Raw genomic sequence first — 14,496 nt, 5'->3', positions numbered from 1 at the left:
CGCTCAGTTGAGCTTCCCTGCGGCTGAATCCGAGTCCTTACCACGTAAATCCTTCAGCGATATTTGCAGGACCCCGAGCGACCAGGCGCCCATCGAGCAAATCACAACCATTTGCACCAACCAATTGAGAACGCCGAAGCTGAAGGCCAGAGAGCGATCCACCCCGAAGAGACCAAGCGCAATCTCCGAACCAGCCCAGAACACACCGATGAAGCCAGGCGCTGAAGGAACGGAAACAGCAACCGCGACGATTACGGATGTGGCAATCCCCAGCGCGAAATACGGTGCCTCAATATCCAAAGCAAGAGCGCCGAAAACGAAACCACCTGCTGCCGCAAGCCAAACCCCGGTGCTGATGGCCATGACCGCAAGAAACGAGGCTGGCTGAGTCAGCCCCGACAGAACCCGCAGACCGCCGCGACTTGCATCCCGCAAGGCTTCACCGAGGAACTTCGGCAAATATTCGCTGATCCAATCTACCAACTTCTGGACGGGTTCGCGGTAGACAACCACAAAGGCCAGGATCACGATCATGCCGGCAACTGCCCCCGAGAGTGCGGGCAGCTGGGAACGCAAGAAGTTGTCGCCTGGCACCAAGCCGACCGTCACGACGGCCAACACCGCCAGCATCAGCAGGTCGCAGATGCGCTCCACAGCGACGGACGCCAGAGCCGCCGGAGCCCCGACCTCGCCGGCGCGTGCCACGACCAGAGGTTTCAGGACCTCGCCGGCCCGAAGGGGAAGCACCATATTCCCCATAAAACCGATATTTGTCGCGTGCAGAACCGGAGTCTTCTCAAGCGGGGCGAGCGTCTCGAGGATCACCCGCCAACGCCACGCCCTCAGAATCATGGCCAGCACCGCCGCAGCGACCATCGGCGCCAGCCAAGCGACCTTTGCTGCACCGAAATCCGAGACAAATTGATCGAAGTTTACACCCTGCACGCTGTACCAAACCGCCGCGGCCGACACGGCAACCGAGAAAGCAAATTGCAGGGATGCCTTCACGGGGCCCCGGGCGCGTCGGTCAAGGACAGGCCGGTTCGGAGACGATTCGCCGCGCTCAGAAGCTCTCGTGCGGCGATGGAATCGGGCTGCCCGAGAACCACGGGCTTGCCCGCGTCGCCTTGAGCACGCACGCTCTCCTCCAGAGGTATTTGCGCCAGAAGCTGCGTTCCCGCGGCCTCCGCGACAGAGGCCCCACCACCGGTACCAAAGATCGGATCGTCATGGCCGCAACTTTCGCAATGAAAGTGACTCATGTTTTCAAGAACACCAAGCATCGGCACTTGCACCTGGCGGAACATGGCAACGCCTCGAACCACATCGCGAATCGCGACATCCTGCGGGGTCGTGACAATAACCGCCCCGTCCAGGCGAACCTGCTGCGCCAGCGTCAGTTGTGCATCTCCGGTGCCCGGCGGTAGATCGATGACCAGAATATCGAGCTCTCCCCAAACGCAGTCGCCCAGGAATTGCTGCACAAGCCCCGAAACCATGGGACCACGCCAGATCACGGGCGAATCGTCGTCGAGAAAGAAACCCATCGAAATGCATCGGACGCCGAACTTTTCGACGGGATGGAAATTTTTTCCACCTGCCGCGCGCGGCCGCTCATCCAGACCCATCATGATCGGCAAGCTGGGTCCATAGACGTCGGCATCCAGCAGGCCCACACGAAGCCCGTCGGCAGCGAAAGCGCAGGCCAGATTCGTCGCGATCGTGGACTTTCCCACTCCGCCCTTCGCCGAGCTCACGGCGATAATCTTGCGCACACCGTCCAGACCGGCCCCGTTCGTATCGCCGGCGGCATCCGCGGCGGCCTCTGCCACCGCAAGCTCCAGAGGCGCCTCGATCGACGACAAAGCCGAACCGATTGCCTTTTCGAGTTCGGGCGGGACTTCCTTTCGGCCACCGGGCAGGCGCAGCACGATAGAGACCCGCCCCCCGTCTGTGCGGATGGATTCCACCATTCCCAACGAGAGAATGTCCCGTGGCGCGCCGCGAGGCTTGACTCCTGCGAGCAATGCTCGCACTTCTGCTTCATCGATCTTGTGGTCGCTCATACCCTGCGGTACCTTTTAAACATATAGCATCCTGTTTTGGGTTCTCCTACCCGAATCGGGAACAGAGCATCGCATATGATACCTGCTTCCACGACATCCGTAGCCCGGCTCGATCCCGGGGGACCCAGTTCACCTGTAGAGCTGGTTGCCGACGAACTTCAAGTGGTCGAGGACCGAATTCTGGATCTTCTCGATTCCAAGGAAGTCTTGCTCACTCGAGTCGGGCATTCGCTGATTGCCTCCGGGGGGAAGCGGATTCGCCCGGCGCTGGCTCTGTTGGTGTTTCGTGCCGCTGGCGGCACGGAACCCGCTGATACCATCGACGTGGGCGCAGCGATCGAGCTGATTCACTCGGCGACCCTGCTGCACGACGATATCCTTGATTCTGGCACTGTCAGACGTGGGCAGCCCTCTCCCTATGCCCAGTTCGGCCTCACGCCGACCCTCGTTGGCGGAGATTTCCTTTTTGCCAAGGCATTCAGTGTCGCTGGCCGCTTCGACGCGAAAGTCGTGGGCTGGGCTGCCGAAGCCTGTGTCCAGCTCTGCGAAGGCGAGATGCTCCAGAACCGCTACCGCCGCAACCCGGAAGTCGTGCTGGAAAACTACCTGACCATTGCGCACTGCAAGACAGCCTCCCTTTTTCGTCAATCGGCCCGGATCGGAGCCCATTTTGCAAAAATGGACCCTGCAGCTGTGGACACTCTGGCAAGATTCGGAGACGAAATCGGCGTCGGCTTTCAAATGGTCGATGATCTCCTCGACGTCGTCGGTCCGGAAGAAATTATCGGGAAACCTGTCGGTTCAGACCTGCGGGAAGGCGCCCCGGCGCTGCCCACCGTGCTCGCACTGGCCTCGCACGCCGAGGTCGCCGAGGTCTTCACCAAGGACAACCCGAGCAAAACTGATGTAGAGAATGCGCTTTCCGCACTGCGTCAATCCGATATCCTCGATCAGGTTCGGGAGATGGCCCGGTCGCGGATCCGTTCGGCTCTGGCCTGCCTCGATACTTTGCCGGACTCGATCTATCGCGGCGCCCTCGAGCAAGTGACCCGCGACCTCCTCGACCGTACCTCCTGACGCGGTTGGGATTTGGCTCTGATTTCCGCGAGATCCGCTGGAAACCTGCCGCAAGCATCAGTAGCGTTAAGTGAGTCATGCCCCTCGATCGCTTTCATCGCGAGATCGATTACCTTCGAATCTCCCTCACGGACCACTGCAACCTCCGATGCGTCTACTGCATGCCCCTCGGGGAGGTACCCTATGCGGACCGTGAGGAAATTCTGACGGCGGACGAGATCGAGTCGGTAGTGACCGCTGCGGCCGGCGTCGGTTTTCGGCGCATACGTTTCACCGGCGGGGAACCCACACTACGCCCGGATCTCGTCGAAATTGTGTCGCGCTGCAGCTCCGTCGACGGAATTAACGATGTCGCCATGACGACCAATGGAATCCTGCTCCCACCATTGGCAGAAGCCCTTCGTGAAGCGGGGTTGGATCGAGTGAATATTCACGTGGACAGCTTGCGCGAAGATTCGCTGCCCAAGCTGATGCGGCGCGGCACGGCAGCGGCCATTCGTGCCGGCATCGAAGCCGCGGTCGAGGCCGGATTCTCGCCGCTCAAACTCAATTGTGTGGTGACAGGTGGGCTCAATGATACCGAGGTCGTGGATCTGGCTTTGCTCACCCGCGATAACGATTGGCACGTGCGCTTCATCGAGCTGATGCCGCTGGGCGGCGGGGAGTGTGCCGAAGTTTCCCGCAGCAGATTTGTCTCGAACGTCGATACGCAAGCCCGGATCGAGACGGCTCTCGGCCGCCTGGAAGCCCTCCCCCGCGTGAATCCGGCAGACGAATCCGCGAACTATCAGGCATCAGGATTTCGTGGCGTTATCGGCTTTATCAGTCCGGTTTCGGCTCCCTATTGTGGAACTTGCAATCGAATGAGGCTTACCTCTGACGGGCGTTTTCATCTTTGTTTGCTTCACGATGACGAGCTCGATGTGCGACGAGCCCTGCGAGCCGGAGCCAATACGGAAAAGATTGGCGAAATTCTCCTGCATGCCGTCGGGGCAAAGCCGACCGGACACGCTCTGGAACGCGGCGTGGAGCCGCTCCAGCGCGCCATGCATCACCTCGGCGGTTGACCTGCGGAGCGATGCTTCTCGTGCTAGAATAGAGAACCATGAGTCCCCTAGAAATACAGGAACGGATCGAAGCCTCCATCGTGGGCGCGCAAGCGCAGGTGCGAGATTACACCGGTACAGGGGACCATTTCGAGGTCAGCGTCGTCGCGACGGCGTTTGAGGGCAAAACCCCTGTCGAACGTCACCAGATGGTCTACGAGGCTCTGGGTGCCGACGTGGATGGGCGAACGATCCACGCCCTTTCTCTCTCAACCAAAACTCCAGAGCAAGCGGGCCAGTCGCACTGAAGCGACGGAAGGAAGCACGATCATGTCAGCAGTCGACACCAGGATTCAGGAAACCATTGATGCCAACAAGATTGTCATCTTCATGAAGGGTTCGCCCTCCTTTCCCATGTGCGGTTTCTCCGCCGCCACGATCGAGGTGTTCAATGCCCTCGATGTGCCCTACGAGACGGTAGACGTCTTGCAGGATCCTGAGATCCGGGAAGGAATCAAACTCTTCTCACGCTGGCCGACGATTCCTCAGGTCTATGTCTCGGGTAAATTCCTCGGCGGCTGCGATATCGTTCGCGAAATGCACGCCGGCGGCGAGCTCGCCCCGGTGATCACCAAGGCCCTCGCCTGAGCGCTGTCCGGCCGGCGCAGTAAACATCCAGCACCGAGTGTCGTCCGGCGAAGGTCGACGGAAAAGCAGCTGACGAACCGTTAGGGGAGAAGCTCGCTCAGGTCACCCTGTACGTCATCGTCAACGGGAAAGCTGGTCAGCCGACCTTCATTGAAGGAAGCTGATTGGTCGGCGAAATGAACAGAGCTCGAGACCCCGGAGACACCTCCGGCCAGAACCATCGCGGCGTGACTGGTCCCCAAATCGCAGATGAGACGGGCGCAGGGCTCTGTGATCACCCGGACTCCATCCGGGTCGTCGGCCAGTCCCACCTGGAAGATCGATCCCGGGGACCCCATCTGGGTGCGAGCTGGAAGGCCCGCTGACGAGAAGAGCTCCATCGATCCGAGGATGTGCTCCCGATCGACCTGACAGACCCTTTCCCAACGCCATTCCGACCCGCAAGAAGCCAGCAGAAACTCTTCGGTCCGCGCCGCCGCGTCGCGCACAAGGGCCGGCTCGGCATTCTCGACCCGGCCCTCGGCCACAAGGATGGCCATCAGTTCGGTCGGTGCTCGGCCAAGCTTCTGCAATTCCCTCTCGCTGCATAATGCTTTCGCCAGGTATTTGAGTACCAATACCCAAAAAAAGGCCGCACCTGCACTGTCGGGCACCGCCGCTCCGTTCCATGCAGACAGGGATTGGGCCCCAAGCGACGCCGGGTCGAGATGACGATTCAGCATTGCCGCAACTGTCTCGGCCTGATCGTCAGCAACATCGCTGAGAACCAGCGCGGCGCCTGGGCCATCGAGTTCTTCCCCAGCCAGAATCCGGCGCAACCGGTGGTTGGCCGGGGCCTCGGACTCCCGAAGCCGTGACAACTTTCCTTCCTTGCCCGCAGCCGCCCCAACCTCGTAGCTCAGGAAAACGGCGCCACTCCAACGGCTCTCTCCGTGCCATCCACGCACCGGCAAATCATTCGCTGCGGAACGAATCGGCACGCGACCAGCCCGGTAGCGTGCTTCCTGACCCTCGTGATCCGCCACGAGCAACTCGAACGCCAGCGGTCCCGACCCCAGAAGCCGTGAGGCCTCCTTCGCTTGTGCAACGTTCGCCGCCCGGGCCAGTGCCAACCAACCGGATTGGGAGGTACCCAGAGAGTTCAGTCCCCAACGCACGGCAATCGAGATTCGCGTATCTTCCGGCGCGCCGTGAAATTGCGAGGCGAGCCCTGACAATAGAGGCCCATGTCGGGTTTCCACGACCTCGATGCGGCGATCGTCCCCGCCGCGCACGCGGACCAGTTCCTGTCGACGGGCGGCCTTCTCGCGCCCGCCTGCCGCGCGGAAATTCCCGATGCCATCGAGCTCCTCCATGACCAGGTCCACATCATCAGTGACAACAGCCGAGGCGCTCCATGCGATCGTCTTGTTGCGGCCCGCAATGAAAATCGGCGTCCCCGGAATTACCAATCCGGTGATGTCGATCTCCGGACTCCTCAGATGCGCCGCGTAGGGGAGCCCAAGAGCTCCGGGTGGACCATTAAATTGTGTAGCGAGCTGAGCGGCTTTTCCCGCGGGAGTCACGAAGCCCAAACTTCCCGGCAACTCCGCAACGCGGAGCTCGGCGGCCAAGGATGCAACACGGGGGTCAAGACGTGCCCAGAGAGCCTCGCGAGGGTCCGGCTGAGCTCCAGCGGTTTCGTCCCCTTGCCCTAAGGCGGCCCGAAGCTTTTCTGGCCAGACCCGACAACTTGAGGACCACGCCCAGTAGAGCTCCAAAGCGAGACTGTCGGCCACCGTCCACGGCGCCACTTCATACTCGAGGGCCGTCGCTTCCGGCGGTTGACCGGTTGCCCGGGCCGCATTTACTCCGCCTGCGTAGGCAGCCAACATCTCATGCGCCAGTCCCTGAATGCGTTGGGCGGCCGCGGTCGCCCGCCGCCCCACACCCGCTGTCCGCACCAGGCTGTCGTGCAGCAGCCAATCCTGGCCGAATACCTCGGACGCTCGCCCCCACGCGATACGCCGCAGCACATCCATCTGCCATAGGCGGTCCTCGCCACAACAGAACCCCAGAGCCGCCCAGGCATCGTGCTCCTGCTTGGCGCGAATATGGGCTGTTCCCTGTTTGTCGCGATGAATCGTGACCTTGGCGGAAATTACCGGGACCGTGTGCCGCGGGTGCTTTGGCTCGGCTTTTTTTCGACGCCGTTTCGGCTGCGGGCTCTCGACAGGCAGAGTCTTTTCGGGCGGCAGGGCTGGATCGGGTTGCGGTGAAGCGCCAAAGCGGCTGCCCTGCCCCCAACCCGGACCGCGCGGGGGTGCCTTTCCCGCACCGCCATCTGCTGGACGATCCGGGCCCAATCGCTTGGGCCAGTTCCCGAATCGACCTCCCGATCCGCCGCTTTCATGCTCACTCATAAGACACGCGGGACATAGCCCACAAGTTTCCCTACCAGAAAGCCTGATCCGTACAATCAGGCCCCCGAGACGGACACCGCGATTCCGGCAGCATCGCGAGCCCTCCGGCGCCCGACCACTGGATCAAATCTTCTTCCTGCGATACCAAGATGCTGTGGGTTTAACTCCCTCCAAACAGGAGCGACCGTCTTTCCGAAGGCCGTGGTCATTGGTGGACCCTTTCCTTCTGGTATCCAATCAGATCATCTTCGTCGCCGAGACCCTGACATCGATCGCCCTCGCCGTGTTGCCTCGGAACTCCGGAGCTTCTCATCCGACCGCTCGGGAGGCGAACCTCTCGAGCACCGATCCGGTTGAGCAAGGCGCCCGCTCGACCTCCACGGCGCTACCCCAGCTCCCGGTCACACCTGAATTGCATATACTTCCGTGCGGCCCCACCGAGGTCTTTCTCTGGTTTCGCCTCCCGCCGATTCCTGCGGGGAAAACTTTCGCGTTGCGAGAGATCGACGCCGCGTCCAGCGAGGTCACTCGTTTCGTGGCCATTGGCGCGGGACAGGAGTCCACCTATCTCGACAGACCGGAGGCTCCCGGACTCCATTGTCTGGAGATTGGTTACACTACAAACGGCTCCTGGACCCGGTGCTCCTCCATCGCCACAATCCGTGGCCGGGCACCAACCAAGCCGTCGGCAGCGCGGGAGCAAATCGATCCACTGCGAGGTTCCCTCGGATGAAATTCGATACTGGACGAGTCGCGCTGGTCCTCGACGCCCATGCTCCTTTTATCGAGACGCGGCCCGGAGCCTCCCATAGCGAACTCGACGGCTTCTTCGAGGAGGTCACGCTGACCTATTTGCCTCTCCTCGAGAGACTCCAATCGATGGCCTCACTGGAAATTCCCTACCGGCTGACAATGGCGCTTTCGCCAACGCTTCTCTTGATGCTCAGCGACTCCGCGTTTCAGATCGCTTTCGGTCATTATCTGGAGTCCCGACTCCGAGCGGACCTTCCACAGCCACTTCGCGATCGCACGCAGAAATCGGCAGACCTCTGGTCACAAAGATATCAGGGGCGAATTGCTGGCGGCTTCGCGGCCCTCGAGGCTGCCGGGCGACTGGAACTTTTGGCCTCCACCGCAACACGGGCCTGCCTGCCTCTGCTGGCACCGACCCCCGGAGCCGTTCGCGGCCAGATCGTCAACGGAGTCCGAGAGCATCGACGAATCCTGGGCCGCGCGCCACGTGGGTTCTGGCTTCCCGGCGCCGCCTACGTTCCGGGGCTCGAAGACAATCTCGTCGGTGCCGGTCTGGCGCATACCTTCGTCGAGCAGGGAACGCTCGCAGCAGAAGGTCACCCGCCCGCACTCAGCCTGATCGGGCCCTCCGGCCTTCGACTCCAGGGACTGGATCTCGCCCTCTCCGCAGAGATCTCGTCCCCCGAAAAAGGATATCCTTCCGTTCCTGTTTTCTTTCACGCCAAGGGTCGCACCATGCCCTATGACGCGCACCGTGCGCGCTGGATCGCGGCCGAGCAAGGCCGCCAGTTTGTCGAATCCGCGCAGGCTGCGATTATACGATTCGGTCATTTATCGCGGGAGCCTGTGGTCGCCTGCGCGCTGCCCGCGCGACTCCTTGGCACCACCTGGCTCGAAGGGATCGATTGGTTGGAGTCGTTTCTGCGGGCCACCGCGGCGCCCACCGCAATCGTCCGTTGCGCCACCCTATCGGAGCCCCTCCGGGCGATCGCGGAACCGACAAATGCCCATGCGGCTATCGGCTCGCATCAAGCATGCGGCTCCTTTCGAGCGTGGATTCAGCCCGGAAATGACTGGATCTACCCTCATTTGCATTACGCTGCCGAGTGCTTTCATGACGTCGCCAGCGCCGGGCTGGCGCGCGACAGCACGGCTCGTCGCGCACTGATGCAGGCGGGCCGCGAGCTTCTACTTGCCCAATCCGCAGATCTCGCCGAGGCGATCCTCAAGCAGGCGCCCTCTGCCACAGAGAGATTCCGCAGTCATTTGACCCACTGCCATGAATTGCTCCGACAGGTCGCTGCGGGAGACGTGTCAGGAGAGAATCTCCTTGCGCTCGAAGCCCGACACCGGATCGTTCCTGCGCTCGACCCGCAAACCTTTCTGGGCGATTCAGAGCAGCCAAGGCTCGGATTTTCCGGAACATCTCTCTCGCAATAAAAAAAGGGGTGCTCTTTCGAGCACCCCTTTTCCATCGTCAAAACAACCTGGAATCAAACGTCCAAAAAGGATTCCAGACCCGCGGTGCCGCAGAGGTCGCGCAACCGCGTCAGAGCTTTTGCCTCCAACTGTCGGATGCGCTCTCGGCTCACGCCATACCGCACGCCGATCTCTTCAAGCGTCTCAACCTGATCGTCGTCGAGGCCGAAGCGCAAGCGAATGATCGCCTGTTCCCGATCCGGCAGTTCCGTCAACACGGTTTCCAGATGTCGCGAAAGGTCACCGTCGACGCTCCGCTGCTCCGGACGCTCGCCGCCGTCATCGGGGATCACCTCGGACAGGGTCCGATCATCATCGTGGCCCAGTTCCATATCCAACGAGAGCACGTGAGCCGGCTCAGCCATCATCTCGAGCTGGTTCTCGTCGAGTCCACCGGCTTCGATGATCTCGTCCTTGGTCGGGGCGCGGTGGAGTTTGCTCTCCAATGCCTGCGACAGACGACCCACTTTCCGGCGAAGCTCGTGCCAGTGAACCGGCGTCCTGACCACCGAACGATCATTATCGATCGAGCGGGCGATATACTGCCAAATCCACCAGACCGCATAGGTCGAGAATTTGATATCCTTTGCTGGGTCGAACTTTTCGACGGCGCGCAGAAGGCCGAGCGTCCCTTCCTGGATCAAATCCGGCAAAGGCAACCCGCGGCGCGCGTGCTTACGTGCAATCGCTGCCACCAAACGGAGGTTCGCCCGCAGCATGGAATCCCGCGCCGAGCGGTAAGTTTCGAGGCGAATATCCAATTCCTTGGCGAACTTCGCCACACGTTCGCGCTGCAACTTAAGCTCTCGCAACTTTGCCGGGCTGCGTGCCAGACGGCGCGCTCGATCGGCCACCAGCAGAATTTCGCGCTCGCGGAACTCTTCGGTGGGGCGAATTACGCCGCGGCCCCGCTCGGTCAACGTCACATTGACGATTCGAGGGTTTCGGCGGAGCCAACGCACCACGGAATCCCGGGCTTTGCTGATTTCGGTCGTGAGTGTGCGCTCCTCCTCGCGATCGAGAAGAGGCGTTTTGGCCAGGTCCGCGTAAAAGCGGCCCAAAACATCGAGATCCCCGACCAGAGGGTCCGAGGCAGCGCCCTTGGCCGGAGTTTTCGTCTCGGCTGGCGTGGCTTCGGTTTCCATCTCGCCCGGAACATCATTTGCGGCATCGGCTGTTTGAGCTGGACCGTCCCCAACGGGCTCATTCCACTCTGTTTCAGTCGTTTCTACGTCAATCGACGTTGTCGCGCTTCGCATGGTTCTTCCATTCCCTCGTCAATCTTCGGCCTCGGCACGTACCGACTCGCGGCTCAACCGGGCACTTATGTGCTTTCGCATTGCTGCGTCCCCAAGCACATCATAGAGTTTCGAATATAAGCGAGAGTCGCGGCGAGGTCTGTATGCCCGCGATCGAACGGGACCCTTGGGGCCTCTGTGTTCGCATCATTAAGCCGCGTCACTTTCGCAAGGAGAGCCGACCATAGCACGATGGGTTTTTTTTGGAAACAGAAGGATAATAAAATTTGCATTACCCGACACCCAAATGAAAGCTTAGCTGATGCAAGGATCGCCTTGGTTCCATCGACCATTGCTCCAAACCCTTGTTTTTTCTAGCTTTCCGGGCCGCTCTGCTGGTTTTCCGGCCCGAGTGAGGCTTTCGGTTGCGCGACCGGAAACCGATCGGTACTAATCATTTTCGGCCTGCTTGGCCGCACGGGAGAGTTTCAGATTATGGCCGATTCCACACTCAGTAAGACCGCACGAGCCTCCACCCGAGGCAAAGTGACCAAAAAAGCATGGCACGTGTCCCGCGAATCGGGAGCAGAGGTCAATCGAGTGAAGCTCGTGAACCATCTGATCTCGGGCAAGCGGACTACCCGAATGGGCTGGATGACCGACGATGGTCAGGTTTTGCTTGATAATCAGGTCGAGTACCGCACCCATATCGACTGAGCGAAGTTCCCGACCGTCGCCAGAGCGCCGGCCGGCCCACGCCCCATTTTCGGATCCGGCCCGAGCGACAGGTCCGCCTGTGCGGAGCTATGAGCAGCCGACGGACACCGCAAACTCGGCCACGTCGATGCGAACCAGAGTTTTCTCCTCTCGAACCTCGATCTTCTCGGAATAAACAATCCGGGCACCGCGAGCGTGCAGGCTCTCGTAGAATCCTGAGGTGTCCACCCGATGGGCATCGACAATGGTCAGCCGGCCTGTCGGGCGCAACCGATCCAGCAAGTCTGCGGCAAGTTGCGGGAACGAATCCCGCTCGTAGAGAAGCTCCGCCCCAATCACGTGGTCAAAAGTGCGCTCCGGAGCGAAGGCCGCGAGTTCAATCGCATGTGTTTCCACCTCCACATCGTTTCGCGAACAACTTCTGGCCAGGAACTCCAGAGGCATCACCTCCCGATCGATAGCCGTGACTCTGGCGCCGGCCACTGCCGCTGCCACACCCACGACACCCAGACCGCAACCCACATCGAGGAGATCCACGTCGGCCATGCCGTGCCGTGAAAAAAAGCCGGGCAGGAAAAGCTGCGCTCCGCTCCAAACCAGCGACCAGTAGGGCGGCTCGTAGTTGGAGTCCGAGAGGAGTCGCTCCCGGTCGAGGTACTGCTCCAGATCCGGGATCATCGCCAGCTCGACATCCCGACCTCCGAAATTCAGAGACTGATAACCGACCCGAAACTCGCCGATTCGTTCCTCGCTCATCCGCCGGCTCCGTTTCCGGAGCGAGGCAAGCGACGCTGGGCCCACAGCAGCAGGTCTCTCGTTTCGCGCAGACCAAGGGCCGCACTTGAAAGCGCAAAGCCCAGAGCGGCCCCGGGCACGGCGAGGCCGACAATCACCACACGCGTGAGAAATTCTCCCTCGGTCAGCCACATCCCGCCAATCGATCGCGAACCGGCCGCGATCAGCGCGACAACCAACGTGCCACCTGCAATCGGCACCAAACTCGAGGTCAATCCCTCCAATTTGCCAACTCTTCGGCTCAAGATCACGAATAGTAGGGCAAAATTGCTGCACGCCACGACCGACGTCGCCAAGGCGAGCGAGACATGCCCGAGTCCCAGGACGTGAATTGCCGTCCAGCCCAGCGCGGCATTGACCAGGATCGAGCCACAACTGATCAGCGCTGGTGTTCGCGCATCACCGAGGGCGTAGAATGCGGGGACCAGCACCTTGATATTAGCGTAGCCCGCCAGACCCAGTGCGTAGGCCATCAAGGCGCTGGCGGCCATCTGGGTATCGTGCGCGTCGAATTTGCCGTGCTGATAGACGAGGCCGATCATGTCAGGTGCCAATACCGCAAGCCCCGCCGCAGCCGGCAAGCAGAGACTCAACACAAGGCGCAGGGCGCGGACCAACATCGACCGCATCCCCGCCAGGTCTGCATGCGCTACCCTCCGGGACACGGCGGGCAAAGCTACGACGCCCACGGCTACCCCGAAAACACCAAGCGGCAACTGCATGAAACGAAACGCTACGTTCAACCAACTCACGGCGCCGTCACCCAGACCCGAAGCAAAGTTGTTATTCACAAGGACATTGACCTGAACGGCCGCAGCGCCAAGAGTCGCGGGCCCCATCAGCCGCAGCACCGCCCGCACACCCGGATCCGAAAACGACAGGATCGGACGATAGCGGAACCCCACCCGGAACACCGAGGGAACCTGCACCAAAAACTGCAGGGCTCCGCCTACCAGAGTGCCACAGGCCATGCCGGTCATCGCACGCGATGCCTCCGGACCCGTGGTCACCCAATCGCCTTGCAGAACGCCCTGCCAATAACCCGGTGCCATCCACCACACGCCAAGAAGACCGATAAAGATCGATCCAAGATTAAAGAAAATGGACGCTGACGCCGCGACGCCAAACTGATTCCGCGAGTTGAGCACGCCCATCGCCAGCGCTGCCATCGCGATAAAAAGCAGGAAGGGAAACAGCACCCGCGTCAGTTGAACGGTAAGTTCGGTCTTTCCGGGCACCTCAGCGAAGCCGGGGGCAATCAAATCGACCAGTTCCGGGGTGAAGATCATGCCGAGCGCGACCACAAGACCCGCCACCAGCAAAAGCGCATGCAGAACCAAATTCACCAGACGCCAGGCAGCCTCATCGCCGTCAGTCTCGCGCTTCTGGGCAAATGTGGTGACGAACGCAGCACTCAGGGCGCCCTCAGCGAACAGATCTCGGAAAAGATTGGGAATTCGAAAGGCCGTCACGAAAGCATCGAGCTCGCGCCCGGCGCCAAAGAGCCCCGCGAATATCTGTTCGCGCACCACACCGAGAATTCGGCTTCCCATCACCGCCAGGCCCACAATCCCTGTGGAACGAGCCAACTTTTCAGACGACATGACTTGCCCTCTTGACAGTCTGGCCGCGGGGGGGTGGTATCCTACATATGTTCGGACTCGGTGTACCGGAGCTCATAGTCATTCTCGTCGTGGTTCTATTTATTTTTGGGCCGAGAAAACTGCCCGAATTGGGTACCTTTGTCGGTCGATCCCTCAAGGACTTCCGAGAAGCGCTCGATCAGAGGAGCGATTCCGAGGAGTCTCAAGCCGCCCCGGAACCTGCCACTCGCAACCCTGAGGGCCACCCCGAGTTCCATCCCGAGGCATCCGACACCGTAACGACCGACGAGTCAACGGTCCAAGCAAAGAGCGAGAAAAACGAATCATGAGCACTCTGGGTTTGCGATCGCTGGGTGAAATGGGCCACTACGCGCTCAATTTGAACTGGACGGACGGACACGAGTCCATCTTGCCCCTGCGTCATCTTCGCGCCCATTGCCCTTGCGACACCTGCGAGGCTGTCCGCGCGGAAGAACGGCCCCCGGGTTCAGCCGACATCGCCATAGCCGGAGTGGAACTCGTCGGCGATCAGAACCTCCACCTGAAATGGTCCGATGACCACGAGACCTGGTATCTCCTGACCGAATTACGCTCCCTGTGTCGCTGTGCTTATTGCATAGGCGAACCAGAACGGCCCCTCACGGGCTGATGCCCCGAGATCAATCGAAGTC

15 protein-coding genes are annotated in these 14,496 nt (G+C 60.9%); 9 read left to right on the top strand and 6 right to left on the bottom strand.

What is annotated here, in order from left to right; translation table 11 throughout:
• Positions 1-3: 3 nt before the first annotated feature.
• Complete coding sequence (locus P8K07_09175) at positions 4-1,008, bottom strand: lysylphosphatidylglycerol synthase transmembrane domain-containing protein (GenBank protein MDG1958696.1); 1,005 nt, start codon at positions 1,006-1,008, stop codon at positions 4-6.
• Complete coding sequence (locus tag P8K07_09170; GenBank protein MDG1958695.1) at positions 1,005-2,066, bottom strand: Mrp/NBP35 family ATP-binding protein; 1,062 nt, start codon at positions 2,064-2,066, stop codon at positions 1,005-1,007. The genes P8K07_09175 and P8K07_09170 overlap by 4 nt, the downstream gene beginning before the upstream one ends.
• Before the next feature lie 75 nt (positions 2,067-2,141).
• Between P8K07_09170 and P8K07_09165 the strand changes: the two genes are divergently transcribed.
• The 4 genes from P8K07_09165 (at position 2,142) to grxD (ending at position 4,837) form a co-directional block, all read left to right on the top strand.
• Positions 2,142-3,143 (top strand): polyprenyl synthetase family protein, encoded by a 1,002-nt coding sequence (locus tag P8K07_09165; protein MDG1958694.1) that lies wholly within the window; start codon positions 2,142-2,144, stop codon positions 3,141-3,143.
• Between the two features lie 77 nt (positions 3,144-3,220).
• Positions 3,221-4,210, top strand: coding sequence for a GTP 3',8-cyclase MoaA (gene moaA, locus P8K07_09160; GenBank protein MDG1958693.1), 990 nt, complete (start codon positions 3,221-3,223; stop codon positions 4,208-4,210).
• A 38-nt stretch (positions 4,211-4,248) separates the two neighbouring features.
• Positions 4,249-4,497 carry a BolA family transcriptional regulator gene (locus tag P8K07_09155; GenBank protein MDG1958692.1) on the top strand — a complete coding sequence of 83 codons (249 nt, stop codon included), beginning with the start codon at positions 4,249-4,251 and terminating at the stop codon, positions 4,495-4,497.
• Between the two features lie 22 nt (positions 4,498-4,519).
• Entirely contained in the window at positions 4,520-4,837 is a 318-nt protein-coding gene (grxD, locus tag P8K07_09150) for a Grx4 family monothiol glutaredoxin (protein ID MDG1958691.1), read from the top strand.
• An 80-nt stretch (positions 4,838-4,917) separates the two neighbouring features.
• Here grxD and P8K07_09145 read toward each other — a convergent pair whose 3' ends face one another.
• Entirely contained in the window at positions 4,918-7,239 is a 2,322-nt protein-coding gene (locus P8K07_09145; protein ID MDG1958690.1) for a penicillin acylase family protein, read from the bottom strand.
• 154 nt (positions 7,240-7,393) lie between these two features.
• Here P8K07_09145 and P8K07_09140 point away from each other — a divergent pair, with 154 nt between their 5' ends.
• A complete protein-coding gene (locus tag P8K07_09140; GenBank protein ID MDG1958689.1) occupies positions 7,394-7,972 on the top strand; it encodes a hypothetical protein in 579 nt (192 codons plus the stop codon).
• Complete coding sequence (locus P8K07_09135) at positions 7,969-9,432, top strand: DUF1957 domain-containing protein (GenBank protein MDG1958688.1); 1,464 nt, start codon at positions 7,969-7,971, stop codon at positions 9,430-9,432. Before P8K07_09140 ends, P8K07_09135 begins: the two co-directional genes overlap by 4 nt.
• 53 nt (positions 9,433-9,485) lie before the next feature.
• Here P8K07_09135 and P8K07_09130 read toward each other — a convergent pair whose 3' ends face one another.
• Positions 9,486-10,730, bottom strand: a complete 1,245-nt coding sequence (locus P8K07_09130) for a sigma-70 family RNA polymerase sigma factor (protein ID MDG1958687.1) — start codon at positions 10,728-10,730, stop codon at positions 9,486-9,488.
• Positions 10,731-11,204: 474 nt separating this feature from the next.
• On the opposite strand from P8K07_09130, the gene P8K07_09125 reads away from it, so the two are divergent.
• On the top strand, positions 11,205-11,426 hold the full coding sequence (locus P8K07_09125) for a hypothetical protein (GenBank protein MDG1958686.1): 222 nt from the start codon (positions 11,205-11,207) through the stop codon (positions 11,424-11,426).
• Positions 11,427-11,513: 87 nt separating this feature from the next.
• Here P8K07_09125 and P8K07_09120 read toward each other — a convergent pair whose 3' ends face one another.
• Together P8K07_09120 and murJ are read right to left on the bottom strand one after the other, a co-directional pair.
• Entirely contained in the window at positions 11,514-12,182 is a 669-nt protein-coding gene (locus P8K07_09120) for a methyltransferase (protein ID MDG1958685.1), read from the bottom strand.
• The gene (gene murJ / locus P8K07_09115; GenBank protein MDG1958684.1) at positions 12,179-13,825 is read right to left on the bottom strand and encodes a murein biosynthesis integral membrane protein MurJ; all 1,647 of its coding nucleotides are present in this window, start codon (positions 13,823-13,825) and stop codon (positions 12,179-12,181) included. The genes P8K07_09120 and murJ overlap by 4 nt, the downstream gene beginning before the upstream one ends.
• Positions 13,826-13,872: 47 nt before the next feature.
• Here murJ and P8K07_09110 point away from each other — a divergent pair, with 47 nt between their 5' ends.
• Together P8K07_09110 and P8K07_09105 are read left to right on the top strand one after the other, a co-directional pair.
• Positions 13,873-14,154 (top strand): twin-arginine translocase TatA/TatE family subunit, encoded by a 282-nt coding sequence (locus P8K07_09110; GenBank protein MDG1958683.1) that lies wholly within the window; start codon positions 13,873-13,875, stop codon positions 14,152-14,154.
• Positions 14,151-14,474, top strand: a complete 324-nt coding sequence (locus tag P8K07_09105; protein MDG1958682.1) for a DUF971 domain-containing protein — start codon at positions 14,151-14,153, stop codon at positions 14,472-14,474. The genes P8K07_09110 and P8K07_09105 overlap by 4 nt, the downstream gene beginning before the upstream one ends.
• Positions 14,475-14,496: the final 22 nt, after the last annotated feature.

The organism is Candidatus Binatia bacterium, assembly GCA_029248525.1.
GTDB lineage: Bacteria > Desulfobacterota > Binatia > UBA12015 > UBA12015 > UBA12015.
Note: the sequence above shows the minus strand (reverse complement) of the source record. Positions and strands in the feature narration are given on the sequence as shown.